Genomic DNA, 26,361 nt, shown 5'->3' with positions numbered 1-26,361 from the left:
ACGCTGGCCGCGCCGCCCTTGAGGTTGGGGTTGCCGACAATGATCCCGCCCAGTTGGGTGTTTTGCAGCGCGCCGTTGGCGTTGTTGAGAATCACGCCGTTGGGACCGACGTTGTACTGCTGGAACTGGTTATGGGACAGGCCCGCGCCGTTGGGCGTGGCGATGTTCACCACCGGCACGCCATTGCCCGCCGCGCCCACCGTGGTACCCGGCGCACTGACCACAATGCCCTCGGCCTGGGCCAGCAGCGGCTGCCAGAACAGCGCATTGGCGAGAATCAGCGCCAGCCCGCGCTTGGGCAAACCGAAGAACGCGTTTCGCGGCTTCAGGGCGGCGGAAGGTTGGCGGGCCAGGAAGGCAAATTGTCGAACGTCCATTTTCAGTTTCTCGCTGCGGCGCAACGTTGAATTACAGGAAGAAATCCAGGCGGAAGTAGATCGGCGCTTCGCGCTCGGTGACGACGCCGGGTCTTTCCAGCGAGTGGGCAAAGGTCACGCTGGTGCTGACGTTCTTGCCACGGGCGAACAGCTCCAGGGAGTTGCTGGACACGCGGCCATGAACGTTGTCGTTGTAGCGGTCGTTGCGGATCACGCCCTGGTCGTAGCCGACGCTGGCGCCGTATTCGAAGAAGGCCGGGCGCATCCAGTCGAGGGTCACCGGGCGCGCCCAGCGCACTTCGTTGCGCCAGTAGCCGCCGCTGTCGCCGGTCAGCAACTGGTCCTTGAAACCGCGCACCGAAGCCGAGCCGCCGAGGCTCATGCGCTGGGGCGAGAACAGCGGGTCTTCACTGCGTTGGCCGGTGGCCAGGCTGCTGAAGCTGAACGACTCGCCCCACAGGCTGAACGGTTGCAGGTAGCTGACGGTGGCGGTGTATTTGCGGTAGCGCGAGTTCGGCTGGCGGCGACCGAAGGCGTCGCGCTCTTCCTGGGACTGGGCGTCGAGCAGGCCGATGCCGTTTTGCATGCCCAGGTCCAGGTTGACGAAGGCCGTGCCGATACGCCGACCGTGGTTGACGCCCAGTTGCAGTTCGCTGAGGCGGTTGCTGCTGGGCGGGGTGCGCACGTCGAGGATGTAGTTGTTGGTGCGCAGGTGCGCCAGGCCGACGTTGACCGAGGTCTTGCTCACGTCATCGCGGTGGATGACCCGTTCGGCGCGCAGTTGGTGGTTCTGGTTGTCGCCGTCCTGCTTGTATTTGAAGTCATCGGTCACGCCGAAGGTGCGGTAGTCGCTCTCGCTGTAGGTGTAACTGAAGTTCCACCAGCCCCACGGCACGTTGTAGTAGAGCATGGTGTTTTTCGAGGTTTTCTGGTGGTCGCTGATGGCGTCGTGGCCGCCGCGCAGAATCAACTGGTCACCCAGGCCCAGCGGGCTGTCCCATTCAAGGCCGGCGCCCCATTGCTGTTCGCCGGTGCTTTTCTGGCCGTCGTTATTGCGCGACAGGCTGGCGCGCCAGGGCTTTTGCGCGGTGTTCTTGACCACTACGTCGCTGCCGCCGACTTGCTTGCCGGGGGTCAGTTCCATTTGCGCCTGTTTGGACGGCAGGCGGTTGAGCTGGTCCACCAGTTGCTCGATTTCACGCAGGTTCAGCGCTTCGCCGACCTTGCCGGGAAACGCCATGGCCAGTTCGCGTTCGGTCACGGTGCTGCCTTCGGCGCTGCGCAAGGCTTCGAGCTTGCCTTCCACCACCAGCACTTGCAGGTGGCCGGTGGAGAGGTCCTGCTGCGGCAGGTAGGCGCGGCTGGTGACGCGGCCTTTGCCGAGGTAGTAGTCGGTGATGGCCTTGAGCAGGTCGTTGAGCTGGGACACGCCCAGGCATTGGCCGACGTAGGGCTTGAGCAGGCGCTCGCGCTCGGAGGCCGGCAGGCTGTCGGCGCCTTTGAGTTCGATGTCTTTGATCGGGAAGCAACGGGTGTCGGCGGGCGCGGTGGGCGCCTCGGGTTTGGCCGCTTTGCCGGGCAGGTCTTGAAGTTCCTGGAGGCGCCGCTGTTGCTCTTCGAGCAGGCGGTTTTGCCGATCGCGGATCAGGTCCTGGTCCCCGGGCGTGGGGGCGGCGAATGCGCTGTTCAGCGTGAAGAAAGTCAGCAGGCAGACGCCCAGCAGCCGAGTCCATGGCAGGAGCAAGTACATGTTCGATCCGTCGATTTACAAAGGGCGGCAAATTAACATCGAAGCATGCGTCATGCCAATATCCCGACTGCTTTATCGGTAGACGCCTTAAAAACAACTAACCGACTGATTTTTAAATTAAATTTTATTAAATATCCGTATCTTGCCTGGCGATTCCGATAGACGGTAGCAATGATCTAACTGATGAGTAACGGTAACGCGCCGAGCGTCGCCTCAGATGCTTTCTAAAAAGGGCTTCTCAGTTGAGCAGAAACACCATCAACGCATTGTCATTCAACCGCCCCTGAAAGCTCGGCGCCAACGGCTCGACCGGCGAGTCCTTCAACAGCGCCGCGTCCTTGCGCGCCACAATCACCCAGGATGGCCGGGGCAATGTGGCGAGCTTTTCCAGCTCGTTACGCCCGACGAAAAACGGCTGTTCATCGTGGTCCAGGTTCATCATATAGCGCACCGCCCAGGTGTCCCGGCCGAGGTCGACAAATACCAGAGGGCCCGCCTGCGCATCCCGCAACGCCTCCACCTGGCTGACAAACTCCCGCGTATCGAACTGAAGATCCTTGGCCGGCTCGATGACGGTGACCAGTAGCAACCACTGCGCCGCCAGGGCGATCATGCTCAGCCACACCAACCGCCCGGCCCGACGCCACGCCACCAGCGCCGCCACTTGCATCAGTACGAGAGCGCCGATCAATAGCGGCATCGAAACATCAGGCCAATAGCCGTGCTTGTGCCAGGCATACCGACACGCAAACAGCACCACCACGCACAGCGCCGGCAGCGCGACGACGAGCCCCTCGTAGCAGCGGCGCACGCCAACGAGCCAGCCTTGCGCCTGAAGCAGCCCATAGGCCGCCACAGCGGCAAACATCGGCACCATGGGCAGGATGTAATAGGCACGCTTGAAGTGCGGTACTGACAGGCCGAGCAAAATCATCAAGCCGCACGCGCCGAGGCGCATCAGCAACTGCACATCCTCATTGGCCCAACGCTGCGCCCAACGATGACGCAGTGCGATCAACGTCGCCAGGGCCAACGGCACCACCGGGAAGTACCGGTACAAACTCAGCTGGAAGTAGAAGTAAAACGGCTCGCCGGACTCATCCAGCCGCCCGCCGACCTGCATCTTGAACACCTCATCGGCAAAGGCATCGCCCCCGCTGATTCGGGCGAGTTTCATCAGCACCCACCAGCACACCGCCAGCATCACCAAGCCGACCACGCCGTGAACCAGCACCTGCCTGACCCGCTCCCCCGGCCGGCCCAGCGCCCAGTACACACATGTCACGCCACACACCTCGATCAACCCCAGCGGCCCACGAATCGCGAAGGCCAAGACAAACAAGGGGAAAACCGCGAGGTGCCTGAACCGTGAGCCCAACCGCTCGCCACTGTGCAGCAGGTAGAAACTGCCGACGCACAGCAGCGCGACCATCTGGTCCAGGCACACCGAGCGCGACTTTTCGAGCAGTTGGGTGGTGAGCAGTGTCAGCAGCACCGTCAGTAATGCCCAAGGCCGGCTGGCCGGTGCGAGCAGGCGATAGATCAGGGCAACTACCCCCGCCGAAGCGAGCGCGGTGGGCAGCACGTTCGCCAGATGGTTCGGTGCGTCAAACAGCCGGGCAAAGACAAAACTGAAGAACGTCGCAGTGCCGGGGTAATCCGCGTACGGCTGGCCGTAGGTGGTAGGGAAAAGACTCGCGCCGTGGCGAAACATTTCCTGCAGGAACAACGCCCATCGTCCGTCGAAGCCCTGAGGCTGCTGATCCCAGATACCCAGGGTGAACAGCAACAAGGCGAGCAGAAAGATGCCCAGTGACTCCAGGCGAAAGCGGTTGTGATGATCCATCGGGTGACCTGTCAGGTGGGAAGCGCGGGCTTATGGTGCCGACCGCCCCCCTGAACAGCGTCTGAACGAACCTGCACATTCATGCATTACCGACTGGCGCGCCATACCAGGGCCGGGATCAGGCGGATGTAGATCAACTGCGCAACCAGTTCGACCAATGTTTGCAGGATCACCGCCGTCGCGGCCAAACCGCGCACACCGTCAGGCAACGCCAGCGCCAGGGGCAACACCACCAGGGAATTGCGGGTGGATGCGCTGAACGTCACCGCACGTGCCGTTGCCGCCGGCAGTGCGAACAGCCGTGCGGCCAACATCCCCATCAGCGGCGCCAGCAGCGCAAAGCCTGCGTAGATGGGCAGCACCGGCACAAGCAGGCGGATATCCCGAATCACTGATGTGATCTGCGACCCGATCACCACAAACAGCACGAGGGCCATCGCCGGCACCGGCAACCAGGCCCAGGCGCTGTTCCACCGGTTGATCAGCAATGATCGTCGCGCGAAAAAGGCCGTCAACGCGGCCAGCAGCATAGGCAACGCGATCAATAACAGGAACGCTTCGATAAACGGCGCGACCGCGATCACCACCTCCGAGTGCGCTCCCAGCATCAAACCCAGATACACCGGCAGCAGTGCCAATTGCACCAGTAACAGTAACGGCGTGGCCGCCAGCATCAACCGCGAATCACCTTTGCCGATGTGGGTAAACACCACCACGTAATCGATACACGGCGTCAGCAATACCAGCAACGCGCCCACCAACAGCGCAGGGTGCTCCAACAGGCCACGGGTCAGCGCCCATACCAGCAAGGGCACCAGGATGAAATTGGCCAGCAACAACGCCAGCATAAAGCGCCGGCTGCCCCAGCCACGGCGCAGGTCGAGAAAAGGGATTTGCAGGAACATCGCGTACATCAGTACCGCGATGGCGGGCGTGACCAGTACGCCAAGCCCCTGAGCAAAGGACGGCGCAAATGCACCACAGAGCGCGGCCAGCAGGGTGGCAGCAAAATAGAGGGGAATCTGAGTGTGCTCAAGGGTGTCGCGGGTCATGAAGACGCTCTGGCAGGTGGCGAAGGCCAAGCCTATTCATCTATTGCCTGGCGGTCGAGTTGGATGAGCGAGCAAACCTGCTTGGGATTTCCCCCAACCTGCGCTTCAATACCTGCCCCAACCCAAGGACGTGACGCCCATGGCCTCGCCAAACAAGCAGCAAAAACGCGCCCAGCGGGCAAAAACCAAGGCCAAGCAAAACCGTACCCAGCGCGCCGTCGCCACCAAGCCGGATGCGTTCGCCGGCGACGACAGCCGTATCGACCTTGAGTCGGTGGACTTGACCGAGCTGTTCGTGGAGATGCGCACGGCGGGCGAAACCAGCCAGCAGGCGCTGTGTGCGGTATTCCTGGCGCACCCGCTGCTGGCGCTGGTGCTGGAACAGGAAGGCGAAGAGGAAGCGACCGACTTTATCCTGGCCGCGCTGATTGAATATCGGCAATGGGCCACTGACAGCGATGACGAGGCAGCCGCATTGGCATGGATCGAATCGCCGCAGTTCCAGGCGGACTACGTCGCCGCATCCCAAGCGCTGGCAAACTCAGCAGACTGACACATTTTGATCTGCATTTTGTCAGTTCAGTACAGGAGCGCCGGCTCTCTGGGCCTTGCGACGACTGGCTACAAACAGCCCCGCCAACACCACCAGCAAGCTCAGAATGCCCGTCGCGATGAGCTTCCTGGCACAGTTCACCCGCTGCCGTACATTGGCGTGGATCGAATCGCCGCATCCCAAGCCCTGACGAATTCAGCAGACTGACGCATATCAAATGTGGGAGGGGGCTTGCCCCCGATGGCAGTGTGTCAGTCACTTATTTGTTAACTGACCCCCCGCTATCGGGGGCAAGCCCCCTCCCACATTTTGATCTGCATTTTTGTCAGTTCAGTACGGGAGCGCCGGCTCTCTGGGCTTTGCGACGACTGGCAACAAACAGCCCCGCCAACACCACCAGCAAGCTCAGAACGCCCGTCGCGATGATTTCGACCCAACGGGCTTCCTGGAACAGCTCACCCGCCGCCGTACATTGGCGTAGATCGAATCGCCGCATCCCAAGCCCTGACGAATTCAGCAGACTGACGCATATCAAATGTGGGAGGGGGCTTGCCCCCGATGGCAGTGGGTCAGTCACTTATTTGTAACTGACCCCCCGCTATCGGGGGCAAGCCCCCTCCCACATTTTGATCTACATTTTGTCAGTTCAGTACGGGAGCGCCGGCTCTCTGGGCCTTGCGACGACTGGCTACAAACAGCCCCGCCAACACCACCAGCAAGCTCAGAATGCCCGTCGCGATGATTTCGACCCGATGGGCTTCCTGGAACAGCATGATGGTCAATGTACCCACGATAAACACCATCACCGCGTAGGTCAGGCCCGGGAACAGCCACATCTTGAAGACAATCTTCTCACCCGCCGCCGCACGCTTCTGACGCATGCGCAGTTGCGACACTGCGATCACCAGGTACACCAGCAGGGCAATGGCGCCGGAACTGGCCAGCAGGAATTCAAAGACCGCCGCCGGTGCCACATAGTTGGCAAATACCGCCAGGAACGCAGCGCCGGTGGACAGCAGCACCGCCCAGTAAGGCGTACCGCTTTTATTGGTGCGCTTGGCCACAGCCGGGGCGTCACCACGACGGCCCAGGGAGAACAGCATGCGCGAGGCGGTGTACAGCGCCGAGTTGAGGCAACTGGTCACGGCAACCAATACCACCAGGTCGACGATCAGCTTGGCGTTCGGGATGCCCATGCGCTCGAGCACGGTCTGGTAGGAACCCACTGCAGCCAGTGTCGGATCATTCCACGGCACCAGGGACACGACGATGAAGATCGACAAGAGATAGAACAAACCAATCCGCCAGATCACCGAGTTGGTGGCCTTGGTGATTTGCTGGCCGGGATTCTTCGACTCCGCGGCGGCAATGGTGACGATCTCAGTGCCCATGAACGAGAACATGGTGGTCAGAATCGCCGCCAGCACCGCGCCCATGCCGTTCGGCATAAAGCCCTGGGTGTCGAACAGGTGCGATACACCGCTGACCTGGCTGGTGGGCAGCAAGCCGAAAATCGCCGCCAGGCCGAGGATAACGAAGCCCACGATCGCCACGACCTTGATCAGCGCGAACCAGAACTCGAACTCACCGTAGTTCTTCACACTGAACAGGTTGGTCGCGGTCAGCAGCAAGGTAATGATCAGGGTAAAGGCCCAGATCGCCACGTCGGGGAACCAGGCATGCAGGATGGTCGCCGCCGCGTTGGCTTCCAGCGGAATCACCAGCACCCAGAACCACCAGTACAACCAGCCGATAGTGAACCCGGCCCAGTGGCCGATTGCACGGTCGGCGTAAGTCGAGAATGAGCCGGTGTCCGGCGACGCAACCGCCATCTCGGCAAGCATGCGCATCACCAGTACAACCAGCGTACCGGCAGCCGCATAGGCCAGCAGTACGGCCGGGCCGGCGGCAGCAATCGCGTGGCCGGAGCCGACAAACAAACCGGCACCGATAACACCGGCAATCGACAGCATGGTGACATGCCGCGGTTTGAGCCCCTGTTCGAGGTCATTGGAGCTTTGCGTACTACTCATTGACACACCTTTGCGAGGAATTGCGAAAACGGTTCGCCGGGCCTGCGGTCTTTCTCGTGAAAAGAAACCAACAGGGCGTTCTTTATTTTTTACGCAAGATTTGCGCCAAAATGTAACAAAGGCACAGTTGACGTGGGCTGTAGGAAAATTCAGTAGTGATCGCAAGTCTTTGAGAACAATGGCATTCCGCTATAGCGTTACCGTGCGACTCACCTTGCAGACGGACAGGTGCACCAAAAACACACACAGAAAGTGCGTGACGCTCCATTAAAGCGCTGATAAGCGCCGTTTGCCCGGTTAACCCTTCCAACACCTGCCCAAAGCTGGCACCATCGCGCCCTTTTTTACGCGAAGCCTGTAGATGCTCCGGGTTCAAACGTCTGTTCGGTTGTAGATGGCGCGACACGCCGCTGTGCCGATGCGACACCCTGCCGCAGACCACCCGTTAACCGTCCGCAGCGCTGTTGGCTGTCATCCAAACGCTATGCTAGCTTGGCGCCTCGCCAGGAAGGCGGCCCAACAGCGAAGATCGCAACGAACACAATGAGGACCGCACATGGCCGAGGCCACGCCCGCGCTTGAAATCCGCAACTTGCATAAACGCTATGGTGAGCTGGAGGTACTCAAAGGTATCTCGCTGACCGCTCGCGACGGCGATGTGATCTCGATCCTGGGTTCCTCCGGCTCCGGCAAGTCCACCTTCCTGCGCTGTATCAACCTGCTCGAAAACCCGCACCAGGGGCAGATCCTGGTGGCCGGTGAAGAACTCAAGCTCAAGGCCGCGAAAAACGGCGAATTGTTTGCTGCCGACGGCAAGCAGATCAACCGCCTGCGCAGCGAAATCGGTTTTGTGTTTCAAAACTTTAACCTGTGGCCGCACATGAGCATCCTCGACAACATCATCGAGGCGCCTCGCCGTGTACTCGGCCAGAGCAAGGCCGAGGCAATAGAAGTGGCCGAGGCCTTGCTGGCCAAGGTCGGCATCGCTGACAAGCGTCACGCCTACCCGGCGCAACTGTCCGGTGGCCAGCAACAACGCGCCGCCATTGCGCGGACGTTGGCCATGCAGCCTAAAGTCATTCTGTTCGATGAGCCAACGTCGGCGCTTGACCCGGAAATGGTCCAGGAAGTACTTAATGTGATCCGCGCGCTGGCCGAAGAAGGCCGCACCATGCTGCTGGTCACCCACGAAATGGGCTTCGCCCGCCAAGTGTCCAGCGAAGTGGTGTTCCTGCACCAGGGCCTGGTCGAAGAGCAAGGATCGCCACAGCAGGTGTTCGACAACCCGCTTTCGGCGCGCTGCAAACAATTCATGTCCAGCAACCGCTAACGGAGCAACATGCATGCAGACCTATAAAAAATTCCTTCTGGCCGCGGCCGTCTCGATGGCGTTCAGCGCCACGGCCATGGCGGAAACCTTGAAGATGGGGATCGAAGCGGCCTACCCGCCCTTCAACAATAAAGACGCCAGCGGTAATGTCGTCGGTTTCGACAAGGACATCGGCGACGCCCTGTGCGCCAAGATGAAAGTCGAGAAGTGCGAAGTGTATGTGTCCGACTGGGACGGCATCATCCCGGCCCTGAACGCCAAGAAGTTCGACTTCCTGGTGTCCTCGCTGTCCATCACCGATGAGCGCAAGCAGGCCGTCGACTTTACCGACCCGTACTACTCCAACAAGCTGCAGTTCATTGCGCCCAAAGCCACGGCGGATTTCAAGACCGACGCCGCCTACCTCAAGGGCAAGGTGATCGGTGCACAACGCGCAACGCTGGCCGGTACCTACCTGGAAGACAAGCTGCCCGACACCGAGGCCAAGCTGTATGACACCCAGGAAAACGCCTACCTCGACCTGACGTCCGGCCGCCTCGACGGCATCCTGGCCGACAAGTACGTGCAGTACGAATGGCTCAAGAGCAAAGGCGGTTCGGCCTATGAATTCAAGGGCGACCCGGTTGTAGAGAGCGACAAGATCGGCATCGCCGTACGCAAGGGCGACCCGCTGCGCGAGCGCCTGAACAAAGCCCTGGCAGAGATCAAGGCAGACGGCACCTACAAGAAGATCAACGACAAGTACTTCCCGTTCAGCATCGAATGATCTGAACGGCCTGCCCGGCGCGCTCACCTGAGCGCGTCGGCTTTCAGCAATGCCTGCCGCGATATGAAAACACCATGAATTTCGATCTCTACGGATTCGGCCCGGCGCTTGCCGCCGGCGCGCTGATGACCGTCAAACTGGCGCTCACGGCCCTGTGCCTGGGGCTGGTGCTGGGTCTGGCCGGCGCCCTGGCCAAGACTTCACCGTACAAGCCGTTGCAATGGCTGGGCGGTGCTTATTCGACCATCGTTCGCGGCATTCCCGAATTGCTGTGGGTGCTGCTGATTTATTTCGGCACCGTCAACCTGATGCGTGCCCTCGGGGAGTTTTTTGGTAACCCCGACCTTTCCCTGAGCGCCTTTGCCGCCGGAGTCATCGCCCTGGGCCTGTGCTTTGGCGCCTACGCCACGGAAGTGTTCCGTGGCGCGATCCTCGCCATTCCCAAGGGCCACCGCGAAGCCGGTGTGGCATTGGGGCTGTCGAAATTCCGGATTTTCACGCGACTGATCATGCCGCAGATGTGGCGCATCGCCCTGCCGGGCCTGGGCAACCTGTTCATGATCCTGATGAAGGACACTGCACTGGTGTCAGTGATCGGCCTGGAAGAAATCATGCGCCACGCGCAGATCGGCGTGACCGTGACCAAGCAGCCGTTCACCTTCTTCATGGTCGCCGCATTCATGTACCTGGGCCTGACCGTACTGGCCATGGCCAGCATGCACTTCCTGGAAAAACGCGCCGCCCGCGGCTTTGCAAGGAGCGCCCAATGAGCGGTGACTACAGCTGGCTGTCGCATTTCGATCTGGGCCTGAACTGGGCCGTGATCATCAAGTGGCTGCCCAAATTGGCCCAGGGCGCAACCCTGACCCTGGAGCTGGTGGCGATCGCCGTGATTGCCGGCCTGTTGCTGGCGATCCCGCTCGGCATCGCTCGGTCTTCGCGCCGCTGGTACGTGAGCGCCCTGCCCTATGGCTACATTTTCTTCTTCCGTGGCACGCCGCTGCTGGTGCAGTTGTTCCTGGTCTATTACGGCCTGGCGCAGTTCGACTCTGTGCGCCACAGCTTCATGTGGCCCTACCTGCGCGATCCGTTCTGGTGTGCCACCGCTACCATGACCCTGCACACCGCCGCCTACATCGCTGAAATCCTGCGCGGTGCGATCCAGGCCATTCCCCCAGGCGAGATCGAAGCCGCTCGCGCCCTGGGCATGTCCAGGCCCAAGACGCTGTTCTACATCATCCTGCCCCGCGCCTCGCGAATCGGCCTGCCGGCCTATAGCAACGAAGTGATCCTGATGCTCAAGGCCAGCGCCCTGGCCAGTACCGTGACCTTGCTGGAACTGACCGGCATGGCCCGGACCATCATCGCTCGCACCTACCTGCCGGTGGAGATCTTCTTCGCGGCCGGGCTGTTCTACCTGCTGATGGCCTATGTGCTGGTGCGCGGTTTCAAATTGCTGGAAAAATGGCTGCGCGTCGATGCGTGCCAAGGACGTTGAGGCACGCTTCCAGGCACTGGATGCGTTTCTGATCGAGCACCAGGGGCTGTGGCGACCACGGCCCTTCACCCACCTGCAATTATCCTGGGAAACCGAGCATCGCGCGTTATCGCAGTGGCTGCGCCAGCGCTCGCTGGACGACGCCGAAGCCAGTCACAATCATCCCCACGACCTGCCGGCGCCCGCGCCTTTTCCACAACTGGCGGCTCAGGCGCTGCGCCTGGGCACTGTGGATAAGTTGCCGACCCACGCGCTTGCACCCGCCCGCCATCGCCTGAACGTCGACGTTCCGGGGCGTAAATGGCAACAGATCGAAGCCTTCGGCGCCGCCCTGAATTTTGCCGGAACGCCCAACCACTGGCTGGACTGGTGCGCCGGCAAAGGCCACCTCGGCCGCCGCCTGCTGCAACCTGGCCAACAACTGACCTGCCTGGAATATGATCCGGCCCTGATTGCCTCAGGCAAAGCCTTGAGCGATCACCACGGCTTGCCCGTCACCCATCGCCTGCAAGACGTGATGGCAGAGGTAACGATCAACTCCGAACACACGCCAGTCGCCCTGCACGCCTGTGGCGACCTTCACGTGCGCATGCTGCAACTGGCCAGCGCTGCCGGCTGCAAACAACTGGCGCTGGCACCGTGCTGCTATAACCGCATCAACGCCGACCGCTATCAAGCGCTGTCCGCGACCGGGCGCGCCTCTGCCCTGCAACTGTCAATCGATGACCTGGGCCTGCCGCTGAGCGAAACCGTCACCGCCGGCAACCGCGTACGCCAGCAACGCGATACCTCCATGGCTCGGCGCCTGGGCTTCGACCGCCTGCAACGGCAATTGCGCGGATGCGACGACTACCTGCCCACGCCCTCCCTGCCCGTCAAATGGCTGGATAAATCTTTCGCTGAATATTGCCGGGAGCTGGCAAGCCTCAAGGGTTTATCCACAGGTGATCAGGATTGGCTGGCGCTGGAAGCCCATGGCTGGCGGCGCCTGGCCGAAGTACGAAACCTGGAATTGGTCAGAGGCCTGTTTCGTCGCCCGTTGGAATTATGGCTGGTGCTGGATCGGGCCCTGTTCCTGATGGAGCAGGGTTACAACATCGAGCTGGGCAGCTTCTGTGAACCGAGCCTCACGCCACGCAACTTGATGGTGCTGGCCCAGCGCGATTAAGGGGCAAAAATTCCTACAGCGCCCTGTGGATAACTCTGTTGATGAATTCTTTACGAAGGCTGTAACCATCAGCGCTACAGACCAAAAGCAGCCCTGGTCATTTTTTGTTCACAAAATAAAACGCACACAAAACAGGCAGTTGCAGCCTGTTGAGAACGCCTCCACAAAATGGCGGTTATGTGACGCCGGTTACTAACCGATTGTGCATAAGCATCTGGGCTAAACCGTATAAACCGCGCTTTCACGCGTTTTTTTTCGATGCCTTCAGCAGCAGGCACAGCGCATTGATGTCGTCACTGGCGAGCCGCTTCGTCACGTACTCCAAGGGGTCTCCCGCAGAGGCCAACGCCTCGTTGATCGCCACGTCGCGGTGAACTTCAAACGGCTCATTGCCGAGGCGATGTTGGAGCGTCTCGACCATGTCCAGGCTGAACGCACTGCTTTCATCCACCTGGTTAACCACCACGTGCACGGCAGGTGGGCACTGGCCTTCAAGATGCGGCGCGAGCAGCGTATCCAGCTGATCCAGCGTGACAAGGCACGCAGCGTCCGGCTGCACGACCGCCAACACCACATCGGCAACGCTCAGCGCTTGATGGAAATACACGTTATTACCGGCGGGCGTATCGATAATCACCGTCTGCCGCTCGCTCAAGCCCAATGCCCCAAGACGTCGCGCCAGCCAGGCGGGCTCCTGCTTGAGCCAACGCTCCAGGCTCTCCTGCTGCTGGACATCGATATCGCCGAAAGTAATCACCCGGCACCCGGCAAAACCCAACTGCTGCAGCGGGGCCCATTGCCCATGCTCCAGGCTGGTGCGCCCGACACCCGGCAATGTGCAACTGACGCCAAAGTGGTGATGCAAGGCATTCTGCGGGTCCAGATCCAGCGCCACCACCGACTCCCCATGACGCTGCAAACCGCTGCTCAACGCCGTCACCAGCGTGCTGCGACCCACACCGCCATTGATAGACACCAGCGCCACTATTTTTGGACGCAACACAGGGCTCTCCAGCGGCTGGACAGGTTGATGAGATTCTTGAGGGATAGTGCCGAAAAAATGCATTCGCGCATTGATGCCGTCGGCATCACGGATGACGTCCTTGCCGAATAACGCCAGGATTTCTCTGCCAAGCCCCATTACCTGCTCCTCACGACGCAACCTAAGACGTGAAGCTCGGCAAGCGCGGGTACTTACCGCAGGTCTTATTATCAGTCGCCTTTGTGTGAGGCATTCTGTGACAACAAAGTAGCGAGTGTCATTATTTTGGTGATATAGGCGATGGAATTTTGGATGAACGGTAAATGGTCAATTTTATGACCTTCCTTGGTGTATTTGTCTGTGCGGGTTTTCAGCCGGTGAAAATGTGGAAAAAACAAGGCGATCACGAAAAACCACAGGGTTTGCAAAAATAGTCAGAATTCAGGGGTTTACAGAACCTTTTCAGTCGCTATAATCGTCGCCCTAACACGCCGGTATAGCTCAGTTGGTAGAGCAACTGACTTGTAATCAGTAGGTCCCGGGTTCGACTCCTGGTGCCGGCACCATATAAGACGAAGCCCCTGCAGAAATGCAGGGGCTTTGTTGTTTCTGGGATATTCATCCTCGATCCCCCCTTCCCGCTTCCTCCCGTCCCTTCGAATCACCCCTTTTTGCGCCACAATTCCAGATTTCATCCTTTATGCTAAATTATGTGCTGGCAATAATTATGGCGTATCCATAAAAAGGGATAATTGCATGAGCAGCATATTTCAGCGCCCTGAACTGGCCGAGTCGATGGCAAACCAGCTTCTCAATCCAGGCGTATTAGATGAAGGTCTGCGCTCGGGTCTGTTTCTGTCCGGCCTGCGCCGTACAGGTAAAACGACCTTCCTGCGCAGCGACCTCATCCCCGCTCTGGAAGCAGCAGGCGCCCTGGTGATTTACGTCGACCTCTGGAGCGACACGCTGGCCAACCCGGCGACGCTCGTGCACAACGCCATCCACAAAACCCTCAAAGAACTGCAAACGCCGGGCTCTTCAATCCTGGAAACGCTCAAGCGCGTCAGTAATGTCGATCTAGGCGCAGCAGGATTCAAGTTCGGTTTCAAACTCGACAGCATCGGCAACCCCGACGGCCCCACATTGGCGCAAGCACTCACAGAGGTTGTCGACCAAGCGAAGACCGATCTCGTGCTGATCATCGACGAGGTGCAACATGCCATTTCCTCCGACGATGGCAACCAACTGCTCCTGGCACTCAAAGCTGCGCGTGATGCAATCAACCCACGCCCGAATACGCCGGGCTACTTCCTCTTTATCGGCACAGGCTCCCACAGAGCCCAGGTCAGCGAGCTGACCGCCAAACGCAACCAAGCGTTTTCCGGTGCGACATCGGCCGCGTACCCGCTGCTAAAGGGCGACTACGTGGAATTCCTGCTCAACCGACTGGCAATGACGGTGAAGAAGGAAAAGCTCCCCTCACTTGGGGCCGCAGTCGAAGCCTTCAATACCCTAGGCAATCGACCTGAAGAAATGCTCAAGGCATTGCGTCAACTCTTGCAGCAGGACGGTGAACCCGATGTTTTCCTACCCGTAATCGCCAGCACCTTACGCTCGGCAGCAGCGAGTATTGAGCTTGAAAAAGTCGAACAGCTGGGCAGCCTGGCTCAGGCGATTTTCAACAAGATCGCGTCTGCGGAACGCGATGCTCGGGGGATTTTCTCTACTGATGCGGCGGCGGAATACTCCAAGACGGTAGGTCGCGAAGTGCGGGTTGAAGAAATTCAACCCGTGGTGATTGCGCTGGTGGCGGAGAACATCATCATGCGGCGCGGGCATGGGATTTATGCGATTACGGATCAGTTTGTTCAGGAGATTTGGTTGGAGGAGCGGGCGTTGATTGAGGGGCGGTAGGGATAAGAAAGTGGAGCTCTCACCTTTAGTCCCCAGCAAAGTGAGCGTACGTTCTCTAAATCTCGCTGACCCGCTTGTCCAAGAGGCTCCATCCAAGCAGGGCTGTAAAGCCGCCATGCTGAATGGACCTCACCTAATCTAAAGCCCACGCAACTGTCTGTGGAAAACCACAGATTTCCATCGCTGAGTAATTCCATCCACAGCTGCAGAACTCCCAAAAGTTCGAGCCTTAACCCGATTATCCACAGGCGTAGAAAAGATCGGGCAAGGCGCTGTCGTTGACAGCAACCCAGGTAGCCCGAACCTTTAAGGCTACGCCACACCGTGGTGGTTCTCCCAAAGTGCGATTAGCGTCCGGCGGCTCGCACGGTCACAGCGATGTGATGGATGCCTACTTTTAGCAGTGTGCCCACTGCGGCAACTCATCCCCTTTCATAGCTGCCCTGCAGCAACCTATCCGCTTGGCCATTTCCTTGCGCCAACCTGCGCCCGTCTCTTTCTCCCGGAAAGAGACGGGCGCTCCTACCGCTGTTGCAGCCCACCTCGTACAAGGCTTTGCGGCATCCCCCATCGTGACAATTGGCGTGACAAACACCGAAGTCACCAGCAACAGCGATGCAGATGATGGTGCCGCAGCCCACGGAATGGACTGCACCTGACTGACAGTCAGGCATGCCCCGGTCATCGCTTCACTGCCTTCACCTGACTCAGGATCTCGCGGCAACGGTCTCGTCAGCCAGTGCAGCCTCCACCTGCCCACTTCTGCGGAAGTGCTCAGGAGGCCAGATCATGAGATGCCCAAGCTTCCGGTCGTAAAGAGCCGCCAGTCCCGCGTTAGTGGACAACCCTCACAGGTCGCAGGGGCCTTGATCCCTGATAACACTCAACATTCTTGGCGGGATGACGTGGGGCGAGGATCGGAGAAAGAAGATGAGGGAACCTATATGGCATTAGTGGGTAGGCGCGATGCACGAAATTTTGGCTACGGCAGGCAACTGAGCTATGCGGGGCCGCAGGCGCTGAAAGATTTGTTCGGCGGTGGCCACTACGGCACGGTTAAAGCGCACTGTGATCGATGGCAGGCATTTGTGAAGTGGTGTCGTTCTGAGAACGGGCCCGGCATCAATGATGCGCGGCAGATTGATCGGGAGGTGTTGGCGGATTACTCAGCGTACCTGCGCGACGTGGTTGGGCGCGGTGGCCTCGCCGTCAGCACCGCACAAAACCGGCTGTCCAGCGTTAACAGGACCATGGCTGCGCTTCGCGGTGATCAGAACGTGAAATTGCCCAGCCCGAGCAAGGCGCTGGGTATGCAGCGCACCGGGGTTCGACACTCGTTGCCGCAGGGTCAAGACCGCGAACAAGTTAAACAGATCGTCGACGCGCTTTGCAGCCATCATCACCTGCGGACCGCCGCGATTGTTCTATTGGCGCGAGCCACCGGCATGCGCTTGCGTGAGGCCATCTTGGCTGATCTGCCACGGTTAACTCGTGAGTCTGAACACTTAGGCAAGATCAACATTCAGGACGGCACCAAGGGCGGACGCGCCGGAGCATCGGCACCCCGTTGGATTACGGTGACCGAGTATATTCGGGGCGCGCTTGGGTTTGCACAGCAGGTGTCGCCTGCGGGTAGTCGCAACCTGATTGCTCCAAACGAAAACTACCTAAGTGTTCTGCAGCAAATCGTCCGTCCGGCACGAGACACCCTCCATGTACACAACCTCAAAGGCTTTCACGAACTACGAGCGGCATACGTGTGTGAGCGCTACAAGCAAATCACCCAGCACCGCGCCCCCATCAACGGTGGTGAATGTCACCAGGTAGATCGGTGCCTTGATCGTGAGGCCCGGAGGCAAATCAGCTATGAACTGGGGCACGGTCGGATCGATGTGGTCTCTGCTACATTGGAGGGCGGACGTGAGTAAGCCCTTCGATATGGAACTGTTCTTGGCTGGCGCGCTGACCGGATCGCACGCGACGCAGCAACGCCATTTGCGGCAAGCAAAGCTTATCCAAGCTGAGATTGCTAAACGTTGGCAGCGAGAGACGCCTTGGGGCTTGCAGAGGAAGCATCTGATTTGGTTTCTCGAACATCGGATGAGCCAGCGCAGTGAGGCAGCGCGGTATTACTACGTGCTGACAGCCCGGCTGCTCGCTCGACGCCTAGAGAAGCCATGGGATTTCAATCAATGAGTCGGACCATATCCTGATAATCACAACCGACAGCAATTGGCAAACATGGTTAAACGTGGGCCGCTCGGATGTCGAACAACTCGTCCAATGAGATGTACTATTCGATGTGATCCGCAGCCAGATCTAAGCAGCTTGTGATCATATGAAACTCTCGCATTACACCTGTACTATTAAGGAGATTAGAATTGAGCCCGTATGACGACGATAACGATGATCTAGATGAGATGTTCGATAATGGCAACTGGATATACATCGGCTGCGATGTTGAAAAATTCGAGTGGTCCAAAGTTGGAAAAACCACTAATGAACTACACACTCGCCACAGATCCTCGCAAAACCCCAGCTATTGCATCTACACTGCTTTCAACATCGTTCGCGGCAACGTCCACGAAATCGAAGAAAAATTGCTACACCACCTTGAGTATCAGTGCGGCCTTGAGAGGATCGCTCACCAGAGTACAGGTAACGCTAGTGAATGCTTTCGCCTGAATCCAGACCAAATGACTGGGCTGGTGGAGCAGTTTATTGAAGAAAAATTCGGATCCTCAGTGACGTACGAAAACAGCCTTCACGGTGAAATGAGTCGCTATCGGTGTGACGATGATATCTTCCGCTACTTTCAAACCTCTTCAAGTTCTCGGCTACAGCCATTAACTTTGCAGCCTCGATCCTTGGGTAAGGGAAGCTATTTTTCAGGTAATAAAGAGATCTATGAAATTGACCTTGGAGACGATCACTACATCGATGCATCTAGCGGCCTGATCAGGCACAGAGCCGATGATTAAGCCTGACAGACCTGAATGACCTAAATCTCGCAGGCGTGACCTGGCATGACGAAAAAGCAACGTCATGCCAATTTCGGCAAACGGAGCCGTGATCAAGTATCACAACGCGCACCAGGGACACAGGCGCATAGCTAGATCGCACGCGCTTCGAGCCAAACATAGCGCCAACCACACCCGAACGCATGAATGCGGCTGACCGTAGCCTAACTTGGGCTCCTTCCAAGCTGAGTTTCTCAACTACTTCAGTGCGGAATTGATATCTTTGAACAGCGCCGTAAAACGGGTGACGGTGTCTTCGGTGCAGTTTTCTGCGATGCCAAGCACAAAAGCAGCAGCAACCGCGTAATGGTTATAACCTCCTGATGGACGAACCTTGATACCGTTGCCAGAAAGGTATTTTTCAATGCGGTGAATAATACGATCACCTGACGGGAGATCGCTTTCCATCACCACCTTCCCATTAAGCTCCTTTTTGAAGAGCTGAGAAAAAACGGCTATGTATTTTTCAGGATCCAGCAGATCTTCAACATCGGTAGCGATACTATCTTCACCAAATTTGTCTAAGTCACGAAACTGGGAAAAGTTAAATACAGATTTTTTCTTGAGCAGTTTTTGCTGCACAAGCGACTCCAGCTTCTGTTCTGGCTTGCCGTTGTAATCGTGCAGCACGGCGAGATTTAGACCATTGGCGCCCAACAGCGAGACAAAAGTAGCCACATTGCTCAGTCCGCCGACAGGTACGATAGTAGCGTTACTGATCAAACCCACACCACCAGCTGCCTCTACCATATGAGACATAGCCTGCAATATTGATAGCTCAGATATACCTTCAACGAGCAAATTGTATTTCGCTACAAATAGATTTTGAGCCAGGTTCCAACCAAGCGCTGCCTGAAGGGGGAAAATGGTGCGGGGATCAGATCCAGAAAGGTTATTGGAAATCACCGTGCCAACCTTTGGCTTGTCTTCCACAACCAGTACTTGATGCAGCCTGTCGGAGTGCACCATAAATGGCGAATGAGTGGTATAGATGACTTGGTAGTCTTCGGAAAGGTGATCGATGTAGCTCAGGAAATCCGTCTGTGCGAGAGCATGGAGCGCAAGGGCAGGCTCATCCAGTAGGATGAACTAGCGCTTTATTGCTGATCTTACCACTTGCATCAATCTGATGTTGGACGCTATCAAACCACACCAAGAAGCTGAAAAACCAAATAAAACCGCGACTTCTCTGGTCAAACGGCGTTGAAACCCCACGATGACGCCGATTTCTAATCCGGAGGTAAATGTTAGGACCGTTATTAAATGGGGCTGCTTCAGAAGTGTCTGTACGTATATCTATTTCAACCTCAAGGTCCTCGTTCTGCTTCCAGAACTCGAGAACCTGATCAGTCAAGCTAATAGAGACGGCTTCAATTTGTGATTTCAGCTCCTCGTAAGACTTGCCGCTATCGAAGTCATCCAGATCAACTTCTGCCATCCGCAGCAGTGCCAGAACCGCTTGGTGCTTTGGCTCTATCTGCTTGTGCGAATTTGCAGGATCCGCAGCAGCAGCCTTTACTCGCTGCTTGAGGTCCAAGAGATTTAGCTTTCCTGGAAGAAGGTCGTAGTCACTGAAATACAAAAATTTTGGTATAGACGTCTGAAAATTGATATACGCGTCGTGTGAGGAAATTTGGTTCCAGCCAGTATTCCTATCTGCTACGGCTATTCGCTTAACTATAGAGTCCATTAATGCCTTATCAGCATCATTAGGAGACTCCAGAGTCGCCAGCGTTTTCGAAGCTGCTCGGATGCTTGTCGCACTCTTGAAAACATCTTTTACAGCATCACTCAGAGCAGCATCAGCCGCCATACGCTTTAACGCCGGACCATCAGGAACATTAATCGAAATAGTTGCCGAGTTACTATAATAATAAGATATCGAAAATTCAAAGCCCTCCACAATATCTGTGCCAAGCAATTTATTGACCCGAGCGATCTCAGCTGCGTTCGGCATATATGTCAGCTTAACTGCGACATCCGGATCATCTTCATGACGACGCCTGTAGGCGGTAACATCCTTTCTCGGATAATCGTCCGTGATACTAAAAGACTCTTTACCCAAAGCATCATTAGTTTTGTGCAGAGCTTTGAGGAATACAGTTTTCCCAGCCTCGTTCATGCCCACCAGAACGGTTACTTCCGGATCAATCGATACTGTTTGCGGCTCATTGATCGAGCGAAAGGGTCCCACAGTTGCGCTTACGAGCTTCATGAATTCATTCCTTGATAACAGTCATACCAGTTACGCGAGGCAGAGCCATAACCCCAAGCTGATAGCTGAGAATACCCAGCAACACTAGGCGAGTCTAGGCTCTGTACGAAACTAGCTGTCATAAGCACCACAACGAATAAGCTAGCGAAACCATCACAGAAAAGCTTGTCGTAGCGAGTACCGATCCGGCGGTTGTCTTTCAGCCAGCCGAACATCCGCTCAATGATATTTCGCTTCGTGTACTTTGGCTTGTCGAACAAGCGAGGCGAACCAAAATTTGGCTCAATCAGGCCTAGTTTGGCTTTTCTTGCGTCTATGAAGCATCGGGAGAGTGACAAAGGGTACTTTTAGAGATAGCGACCCACACGTAAAAATAATAAAATATTGGAAATCATATAGTTATGATCATTTTCGATTCCTAGTGCCGCACCATATCTCAAAGCCCCGCAATACGGGGCTTTGTGGTTTCTGGGGTTTGGAAATCTCAAAATTTTAATGAGCCGTTTTCTTCAAAACGTCCAAAAAACGTCCACACTTCGTTTTCAGTCTGCTACGTAGCGTCGGCATGAAGAACCCGCAAACCAATGAGTAATGATGCCGCCTTGAGCCGGGCCGCCGCTCCCGGTGACATATTGCTGCTCTGCGGCACAAGCAAAAGTCGCCCCCTCAACCTCGGCTATCAATCGCTGGTGCGAGACAGTCGTGCGTTGTACACGCATGTCGCATTGGTTATCAGCCCTTTCCGCGTCATCCACGCCACCCCAGGCAAGGGTGTAGAAATCCGGGCATGGCGTGAGATAAGAGATCAGTACAGTATCCGCGAGTCATCAGTCGCGAGGCTTCAATACCTTGACGATGACCAGCGCGACAAGCTGCTGCTCCGAGCACACTACTATTTTGGCCAGCGCTACTCGCTGCTTGCCCTTCGCAACCCCTCTGAAAAGTTTAACGACCAGGAGGGCATTGTCTGCTCACAGCTCGTCGCGCAGGTTTTTCGTGATGTCGGGATGACGTGCGCCTCGAACGGTGCTCGAAGATGCCTTCCATTGGATATCCATATTCACACCCAAGAAAGCCCGGACTGGTTGCGCATCCCATTTTGCGACTACCAGTTTGATTCTCCACGAGAACAGGGTTACGACTTCCTGCATGAATCCCGGGATATTGTGTTTGAGTTGGACGGCTATGCTGCCAGCCTGGTCAAAGATAACTTCTCGACAAGCCAAGCCATTGTGGCACTGGAAACTGCACTCCAATCGATGGTCATGGCGGTAGAGACTGGACACCTCAAGGCTGCGGATTTGCTAGCTCATCTCGATTTCGCTGCCGATGCGTTATCGCCGAGGCACTGGGTGGCGGAATGGAAACGGCATTTCGCCACTCCTCAGTCGCCTGCCGCTTTCATGCATGAAGATGGAAATTCGCGCGACCGCATGAAGCGTTTATTCATGGGTGCTTGCGACGCAATCGGAAATACCGCTCATAAGGCGTTCGATCACATGGAAGAGATGGCGCATTTGTTCGATGGTTGGCTTGCCGTATCCAGCGATGCAACCGTCGATATCCAGCCCCATGAGCTGTATCGCCAGTTGCCTGCTCTACAGGAAAACATGCGGGCCAGGGTTGATAACCTGGACCACCTATTGGGTTGGACGCAAAACTTATCTGACGATTTCACCCTGGGTTTTCCTGCCATCCTTGCATCAGGCATCTACGAGTCCGAAGAAGAAATAACCTCAGCAAGTCGATGCTTGTTGAATATTGCTGACTTCGCCAATGCCATAAACAGTTGGGACGCTATGCGAACAGCAGTGCTGGCTACCTTTGAGGAGCGGCCTTCTCTGGAGTTGACAGCGCCCCACCCATCCGCGCCCGACACACCTCCAAAATCTCATCCGCCAACGCCGAATCATCCGGACAAGCCCGCGACAACATAATCGCGCCCACCGCACGCGCCAGCAGATCAATCATTTTCCCCCTCGCCTCTTCCGGCGCTTCATCCGAACCGGTCGGGCATTTTTCGCCGAGCGTCTGCAACATGTGCTCGATGCCCTGCGCAAAGGCCGATTTCAATTCCCCCGACTGACGCGCCGCGTCACCGCACAACGCCGCCATGGTGCAACCCGTGGCGCGGCCGTCGCGATGTTCCCTGGACACGTATAGATCGATGAAGTCCTTCACGCTCAGTTGTTCAGCGCCGGCCAGGGATTGCGCGAGGCTGTTGGCCGAAGCTTCGGCCATCAGGTCGGCCTTGGAGCCGAAATGTTTGTAGAAGCCGCCATGGGTGAAGCCGGCGGCGGCCATCAGGTCGGCCACGCCGACGCCGTCAAAGCCGCGTTCGCGAAACACCACTGACGCCGTTTCGACAATGTGCTCCCGGTTTGCCTGGGCCTGGGCCTTGGATACGCGCATGTTCGATTCCTCTCTACCGCTGGATGCATTGGCCAATGATACATAGATGTCGTTCATAATCAAAACCGTTGACAGTTTAGATTTCGATCATCATCCTAATCACCAGCGGTATGACCTTCCTCCAAACGAACGGAAATCTCCGTCCCTGACCAAAGAGCTGACACCATGACCACTCGCCCTACCGTTCTCATCACTGGCGCTTCCACCGGCATCGGCGCGGTTTATGCCGAGCGTTTCGCCCAACGCGGGCATGACCTGGTGTTGGTCGCCCGCGATCACGCACGCCTGGAAACCCTCGCCGCCACCTTGCGCGACAAACACAACGTCGCCATCGAAGTGCTCCAGGCCGACCTGACGCAACTCAGCGACCTGCACGCCGTCGAAGCGCGCCTGCGCGATGACGCGCGCATCGGTATCCTGGTCAACAATGCCGGCGCCGCACAATCGGGCACGTTTATCGAGCAAAGCACGGACAGCGTTGCGCAACTGGTGGCCCTCAACACCACCGCGCTGGTGCGGCTCGCGAGCGCCATCGCGCCGCGCCTGGCCAAGGCAGGTGAAGGCTCGATCATCAACATCGGTTCGGTGGTGGGGCTGGCGCCTGAGTTCGGCATGTCGGTGTATGGGGCGACCAAGGCGTTTGTGCTGTTCCTGTCCCAGGGTCTGAGCCTGGAACTGTCGCCTCGGGGTGTCTACGTGCAAGCCGTACTGCCCGCCGCGACCCGCACGGAGATCTGGGATCGCGCCGGTATCGACATCAACACCCTGAGCGAAATCATGGAAGTAGATGCGCTGGTGGATGCCGCACTGCTCGGCTTCGACCGCCGCGAACCGGTGACCATTCCCGCGCTGCAGGACGGCGAGCGTTGGGATGCGCTGCAAACCGCGCGCCAGGGGCTTTTGGCGCAGATCAAGCAGTCCACCGTGGCGCAGCGCTATCTACCATGAAGGCATTTTTCATCGACCGCTACGGCAAACAGGACGGAAGGATTGGCCAAGTGCCCGACCCTGCGGTCGGTGTGCATGACGTGCTGATCCAGGTGCATGCAGCAAGCGTGAACCCGCTGGACTCCAAGATCAGTACGGGGGAGTTCAAACTGATCCTGCCCTACAGGTTTCCGTTGATATTGGGCAATGATCTGGCCGGAGTGGTGGTTCGCACAGGTGCGGCGGTCACGCGATTCAAGCCGGGAGACGAAGTCTATGCACGTCCTCCCGAGTCACGGATCGGGACCTTTGCCGAGTTGATCGCCGTGCACGAAAACGCGCTGGCGTTCAAACCCGCGAACCTGAGCATGGCCGAAGCGGCCGCCATGCCCTTGGCCGCCTTGACGGCCTGGCAGGTGCTGGTTGAAACCGCCCAGGTGAAAAGAGGCCAGAAGGTGTTGATCCATGCCGGTTCCGGCGGTGTCGGCACGCTCGCCATCCAGCTCGCCAAGCACCTCGGCGCCTTCGTGGCGACCACCACCAGTACGGCGAATGTCGAATGGGTGAAAGCACTTGGGGCAGATGTGGTCATCGATTACAAACAGCAGGATTTTTCCAACGAGTTGCACGATTTCGACATGGTATTGAACAGCCTCGGCAGCGATGTACTGGAGAAATCGCTAAAGGTGCTCAAGCCTGGTGGACAGCTTATTTCTCTGTCAGGACCGCCCACCGCGCAATTTGCCCAATCGCAAGGCTTGCCCTGGGTGCTGGGGCAGGTCATGCGCCTGCTGAGCAGCGGCATTCGCAGAAAAGCCCGCAAGCGCGGGGTGAGCTATGCATTTTTGTTTATGCATGCCGATGGAATACAACTGCAGAAAATCACTGCGCTGATCGAGGCGGGCGTTATCAAACCGGTCATCGATCGCTCCTTCCCTTTCGAATCGACCGCGCAGGCATTGCGGTACGTCGATCAGGGAAGGGCAAAAGGCAAGGTCACCATCACCCTCCAATAAGCTTGATTTCGAGCATAAAAAAACCCCGAACCAGTCGGGGTTTTTCGTGGCCTGGCATCAGGCACGACGTGCAATCAATCAGAAAACATTGATCGGGTAGTCGGCGAACAGGCGCAGCTCGTTACCGCCTACGTTGTAGTTGCTGGCGTTGTTGGAAACGCGCAACCACGAGGCACGCGCACGCAGGCTCAGGTCTTTGGCCGGGCCGCTCTGGACCACGTACTTGAACTGGTTCCAGATTTCACGCTCGGTGCCATCGCCACGGCCGGTGCCGTCGTCGATGTTGGTACCGCGCACGTAGGCAACGTTGTAGGTCAGGCCCGGTACACCGAAGGTGGTGAAGTCGATGCCGTAGCCGGCCTGCCAGGAGCGCTCGTCCTTGCCGTTGAAGTCGGACCAGTAGGAGTTGGCCAGCAGGATGGTATTGCCGCCATCGCCGATGCCGCCGGCGTTGCGGTAGCCGCCGTACAGGTAGCCGGTGTCGCCGGTGCTGCGCTGGTGAGCGATGGTGAAGCTGTGCGGGCCAACAGCCCAGGTAGCGCCCAGGCTCCAGATCTTGTTGTCGCGTGCGTCCGCATCACCTTGGTTTTCCAGGGCGAAGCTGCGGTCCAGCTTGGTTTTGTAGCCGTTGAAGTCAAAGGTCAGCGACTGTTTCTCTGGCAGCGCCAGCACGTAGTTGACGTTGACGTATTGCTTCTTCAGCACGTCCTGCATATCGGAGGCATACAGGGCCGCCGACAGGCTTTCGGTGAATTTGTAGCTGCCACCGATGTAGTTGATGCTCTTCAGGCGGCCGCTGTCGCTGCCTTCGGCGCTCTTGCGGGCTTCCTTGGTGAAGTGACCGGCGTCCAGTTGCAGACCGGCGATTTCCTTGGAAACGATCGAGGTGCCCTCGTAGGTTTCCGACAACAGGCGCGAGTTGTCGTACTGCAGGACCGGCACGGCCGGCATCTGCTGACCGTATTTGATTACGGTGTTGGAAATGCGCGCCTTGACGGCTGCGCCGCCTTTGGCCAGGTCGTTGGCCGCTTCGCCGCTGTCGCCTTGCTTGAAGAAGTCGATACCGCCGGCGCCGCTGCGACCTTTACCGCCGTCCAGACGGATGGCGTATTGGCCGATCACGTCCACACCCACCCCTACAGTGCCCTGGGTGAAACCGGACTCGAACTTGCCGATGAAGCCCTGGCCCCACTCGGCTTTGTCCTGCTTGCCGTTTTTGTAGTCACGGCTGATGTAGGCGTTGCGTGCTGCGATGTTCAGGTGGCTGTCTTCAACGAAACCCTTGGATTGCTCCTGGTCGTTCGCCATGGCTGTCGATGCGCTCAAAATCCCCAGAGCGATCAGACTCATCCGTTGCTTCAACATGTTCTTATATTCCTTATTACTGGTTGAGTACGCGCTATGACACCAGGCCCCTATCATTTTCCGGTGTCGACTTTCTCCAGAAAAAACAAGGCCCGCGGACGACTGAACTGCCGCGGGCCTTTTCTTATTGGATGAGT

General features: G+C 57.7%; 24 protein-coding genes, 1 tRNA gene and 1 pseudogene. 14 read left to right on the top strand and 12 right to left on the bottom strand.

The window, feature by feature from the left end; all coding sequences use genetic code 11:
• The 4 genes from BFQ00_RS03565 to BFQ00_RS03550 all read right to left on the bottom strand — a co-directional run.
• On the bottom strand, positions 1–377 hold a 377-nt coding region (locus BFQ00_RS03565; protein ID WP_139114960.1), incomplete at its 3' end, for a two-partner secretion domain-containing protein.
• 31 nt (positions 378–408) lie between these two features.
• A complete protein-coding gene (locus BFQ00_RS03560) occupies positions 409–2,127 on the bottom strand; it encodes a ShlB/FhaC/HecB family hemolysin secretion/activation protein (protein WP_065932622.1) in 1,719 nt (572 codons plus the stop codon).
• 238 nt (positions 2,128–2,365) lie between these two features.
• Positions 2,366–3,973 (bottom strand): glycosyltransferase family 39 protein, encoded by a 1,608-nt coding sequence (locus BFQ00_RS03555; RefSeq protein ID WP_065932621.1) that lies wholly within the window; start codon positions 3,971–3,973, stop codon positions 2,366–2,368.
• Positions 3,974–4,059: 86 nt separating this feature from the next.
• On the bottom strand, positions 4,060–5,025 hold the full coding sequence (locus BFQ00_RS03550; protein ID WP_065932625.1) for an arsenic resistance protein: 966 nt from the start codon (positions 5,023–5,025) through the stop codon (positions 4,060–4,062).
• A 139-nt stretch (positions 5,026–5,164) separates the two neighbouring features.
• On the opposite strand from BFQ00_RS03550, the gene BFQ00_RS03545 reads away from it, so the two are divergent.
• Complete coding sequence (locus BFQ00_RS03545) at positions 5,165–5,578, top strand: hypothetical protein (RefSeq protein ID WP_065884460.1); 414 nt, start codon at positions 5,165–5,167, stop codon at positions 5,576–5,578.
• 325 nt (positions 5,579–5,903) lie between these two features.
• Here BFQ00_RS03545 and BFQ00_RS29570 read toward each other — a convergent pair whose 3' ends face one another.
• Both BFQ00_RS29570 and gabP read right to left on the bottom strand, forming a co-directional pair.
• Positions 5,904–6,074 (bottom strand): hypothetical protein, encoded by a 171-nt coding sequence (locus BFQ00_RS29570; protein ID WP_165386155.1) that lies wholly within the window; start codon positions 6,072–6,074, stop codon positions 5,904–5,906.
• Positions 6,075–6,219: 145 nt separating this feature from the next.
• Complete coding sequence (gene gabP, locus BFQ00_RS03540) at positions 6,220–7,611, bottom strand: GABA permease (protein ID WP_065883169.1); 1,392 nt, start codon at positions 7,609–7,611, stop codon at positions 6,220–6,222.
• A 556-nt stretch (positions 7,612–8,167) separates the two neighbouring features.
• Here gabP and BFQ00_RS03535 point away from each other — a divergent pair.
• The 5 genes from BFQ00_RS03535 (at position 8,168) to BFQ00_RS03515 (ending at position 12,373) form a co-directional block, all read left to right on the top strand.
• On the top strand, positions 8,168–8,941 hold the full coding sequence (locus tag BFQ00_RS03535; protein WP_065932620.1) for an ABC transporter ATP-binding protein: 774 nt from the start codon (positions 8,168–8,170) through the stop codon (positions 8,939–8,941).
• Between the two features lie 13 nt (positions 8,942–8,954).
• The gene (locus BFQ00_RS03530; RefSeq protein ID WP_065932619.1) at positions 8,955–9,707 is read left to right on the top strand and encodes an ABC transporter substrate-binding protein; all 753 of its coding nucleotides are present in this window, start codon (positions 8,955–8,957) and stop codon (positions 9,705–9,707) included.
• 74 nt (positions 9,708–9,781) lie between these two features.
• Complete coding sequence (locus tag BFQ00_RS03525) at positions 9,782–10,477, top strand: ABC transporter permease (RefSeq protein WP_065932618.1); 696 nt, start codon at positions 9,782–9,784, stop codon at positions 10,475–10,477.
• Between the two features lie 38 nt (positions 10,478–10,515).
• On the top strand, positions 10,516–11,205 hold the full coding sequence (locus BFQ00_RS03520; RefSeq protein ID WP_065883214.1) for an ABC transporter permease: 690 nt from the start codon (positions 10,516–10,518) through the stop codon (positions 11,203–11,205).
• On the top strand, positions 11,186–12,373 hold the full coding sequence (locus BFQ00_RS03515; RefSeq protein ID WP_065932617.1) for a methyltransferase: 1,188 nt from the start codon (positions 11,186–11,188) through the stop codon (positions 12,371–12,373). The genes BFQ00_RS03520 and BFQ00_RS03515 overlap by 20 nt, the downstream gene beginning before the upstream one ends.
• Before the next feature lie 241 nt (positions 12,374–12,614).
• Here BFQ00_RS03515 and bcsQ read toward each other — a convergent pair whose 3' ends face one another.
• Positions 12,615–13,514, bottom strand: a complete 900-nt coding sequence (gene bcsQ, locus BFQ00_RS03510) for a cellulose biosynthesis protein BcsQ (protein ID WP_065932616.1) — start codon at positions 13,512–13,514, stop codon at positions 12,615–12,617.
• Between the two features lie 331 nt (positions 13,515–13,845).
• Here bcsQ and BFQ00_RS03500 point away from each other — a divergent pair.
• The 5 genes from BFQ00_RS03500 to BFQ00_RS03480 all read left to right on the top strand — a co-directional run bounded on the left by BFQ00_RS03500 (position 13,846) and on the right by BFQ00_RS03480 (position 18,250).
• A tRNA-Thr gene (locus tag BFQ00_RS03500) sits at positions 13,846–13,921 on the top strand.
• Between the two features lie 190 nt (positions 13,922–14,111).
• Positions 14,112–15,269 carry an AAA family ATPase gene (locus BFQ00_RS03495; protein ID WP_065883177.1) on the top strand — a complete coding sequence of 386 codons (1,158 nt, stop codon included), beginning with the start codon at positions 14,112–14,114 and terminating at the stop codon, positions 15,267–15,269.
• A gap of 944 nt (positions 15,270–16,213) precedes the next feature.
• On the top strand, positions 16,214–17,197 hold the full coding sequence (locus tag BFQ00_RS03490; protein ID WP_065932624.1) for an integrase domain-containing protein: 984 nt from the start codon (positions 16,214–16,216) through the stop codon (positions 17,195–17,197).
• The gene (locus BFQ00_RS03485; RefSeq protein ID WP_065932614.1) at positions 17,190–17,465 is read left to right on the top strand and encodes a hypothetical protein; all 276 of its coding nucleotides are present in this window, start codon (positions 17,190–17,192) and stop codon (positions 17,463–17,465) included. Before BFQ00_RS03490 ends, BFQ00_RS03485 begins: the two co-directional genes overlap by 8 nt.
• Before the next feature lie 185 nt (positions 17,466–17,650).
• Positions 17,651–18,250 carry a GIY-YIG nuclease family protein gene (locus BFQ00_RS03480; RefSeq protein WP_207223912.1) on the top strand — a complete coding sequence of 200 codons (600 nt, stop codon included), beginning with the start codon at positions 17,651–17,653 and terminating at the stop codon, positions 18,248–18,250.
• 237 nt (positions 18,251–18,487) lie between these two features.
• Here BFQ00_RS03480 and BFQ00_RS29785 read toward each other — a convergent pair whose 3' ends face one another.
• From BFQ00_RS29785 to BFQ00_RS27610, 3 genes and pseudogenes are all read right to left on the bottom strand, one after another.
• On the bottom strand, positions 18,488–19,222 hold the full coding sequence (locus BFQ00_RS29785; protein ID WP_207223911.1) for a TOPRIM nucleotidyl transferase/hydrolase domain-containing protein: 735 nt from the start codon (positions 19,220–19,222) through the stop codon (positions 18,488–18,490).
• A 139-nt stretch (positions 19,223–19,361) separates the two neighbouring features.
• Complete coding sequence (locus BFQ00_RS29780; RefSeq protein WP_207223910.1) at positions 19,362–20,504, bottom strand: ATP-binding protein; 1,143 nt, start codon at positions 20,502–20,504, stop codon at positions 19,362–19,364.
• Between the two features lie 118 nt (positions 20,505–20,622).
• Positions 20,623–20,788: pseudogene (locus BFQ00_RS27610) on the bottom strand (IS5/IS1182 family transposase); the annotation flags it as partial.
• A gap of 300 nt (positions 20,789–21,088) precedes the next feature.
• On the opposite strand from BFQ00_RS27610, the gene BFQ00_RS28895 reads away from it, so the two are divergent.
• Positions 21,089–22,441: a hypothetical protein gene (locus tag BFQ00_RS28895; protein WP_130184059.1), complete on the top strand. Its 1,353-nt coding sequence runs from the start codon at positions 21,089–21,091 to the stop codon at positions 22,439–22,441.
• Here BFQ00_RS28895 and BFQ00_RS03465 read toward each other — a convergent pair.
• Entirely contained in the window at positions 22,323–22,916 is a 594-nt protein-coding gene (locus tag BFQ00_RS03465) for a TetR/AcrR family transcriptional regulator (protein ID WP_065932612.1), read from the bottom strand. The genes BFQ00_RS28895 and BFQ00_RS03465 overlap by 119 nt on opposite strands.
• A 165-nt stretch (positions 22,917–23,081) precedes the next feature.
• Between BFQ00_RS03465 and BFQ00_RS03460 the strand changes: the two genes are divergently transcribed.
• The gene (locus tag BFQ00_RS03460) at positions 23,082–23,864 is read left to right on the top strand and encodes an SDR family NAD(P)-dependent oxidoreductase (RefSeq protein ID WP_065932611.1); all 783 of its coding nucleotides are present in this window, start codon (positions 23,082–23,084) and stop codon (positions 23,862–23,864) included.
• Positions 23,861–24,859 carry an NADP-dependent oxidoreductase gene (locus BFQ00_RS03455; RefSeq protein WP_065932610.1) on the top strand — a complete coding sequence of 333 codons (999 nt, stop codon included), beginning with the start codon at positions 23,861–23,863 and terminating at the stop codon, positions 24,857–24,859. The genes BFQ00_RS03460 and BFQ00_RS03455 overlap by 4 nt, the downstream gene beginning before the upstream one ends.
• A 78-nt stretch (positions 24,860–24,937) precedes the next feature.
• Here the strand turns inward: BFQ00_RS03455 and BFQ00_RS03450 are convergent, their stop codons facing one another.
• Positions 24,938–26,224 carry an OprD family porin gene (locus tag BFQ00_RS03450; RefSeq protein ID WP_065932609.1) on the bottom strand — a complete coding sequence of 429 codons (1,287 nt, stop codon included), beginning with the start codon at positions 26,222–26,224 and terminating at the stop codon, positions 24,938–24,940.
• Between the last annotated feature and the right edge of the window lie 137 nt (positions 26,225–26,361).

The sequence above is a fragment of the Pseudomonas sp. 28 E 9 genome, assembly GCF_900004785.1.
GTDB lineage: Bacteria > Pseudomonadota > Gammaproteobacteria > Pseudomonadales > Pseudomonadaceae > Aquipseudomonas > Aquipseudomonas orientalis_A.
This window is presented reverse-complemented; position numbering and strand designations above follow the sequence as displayed.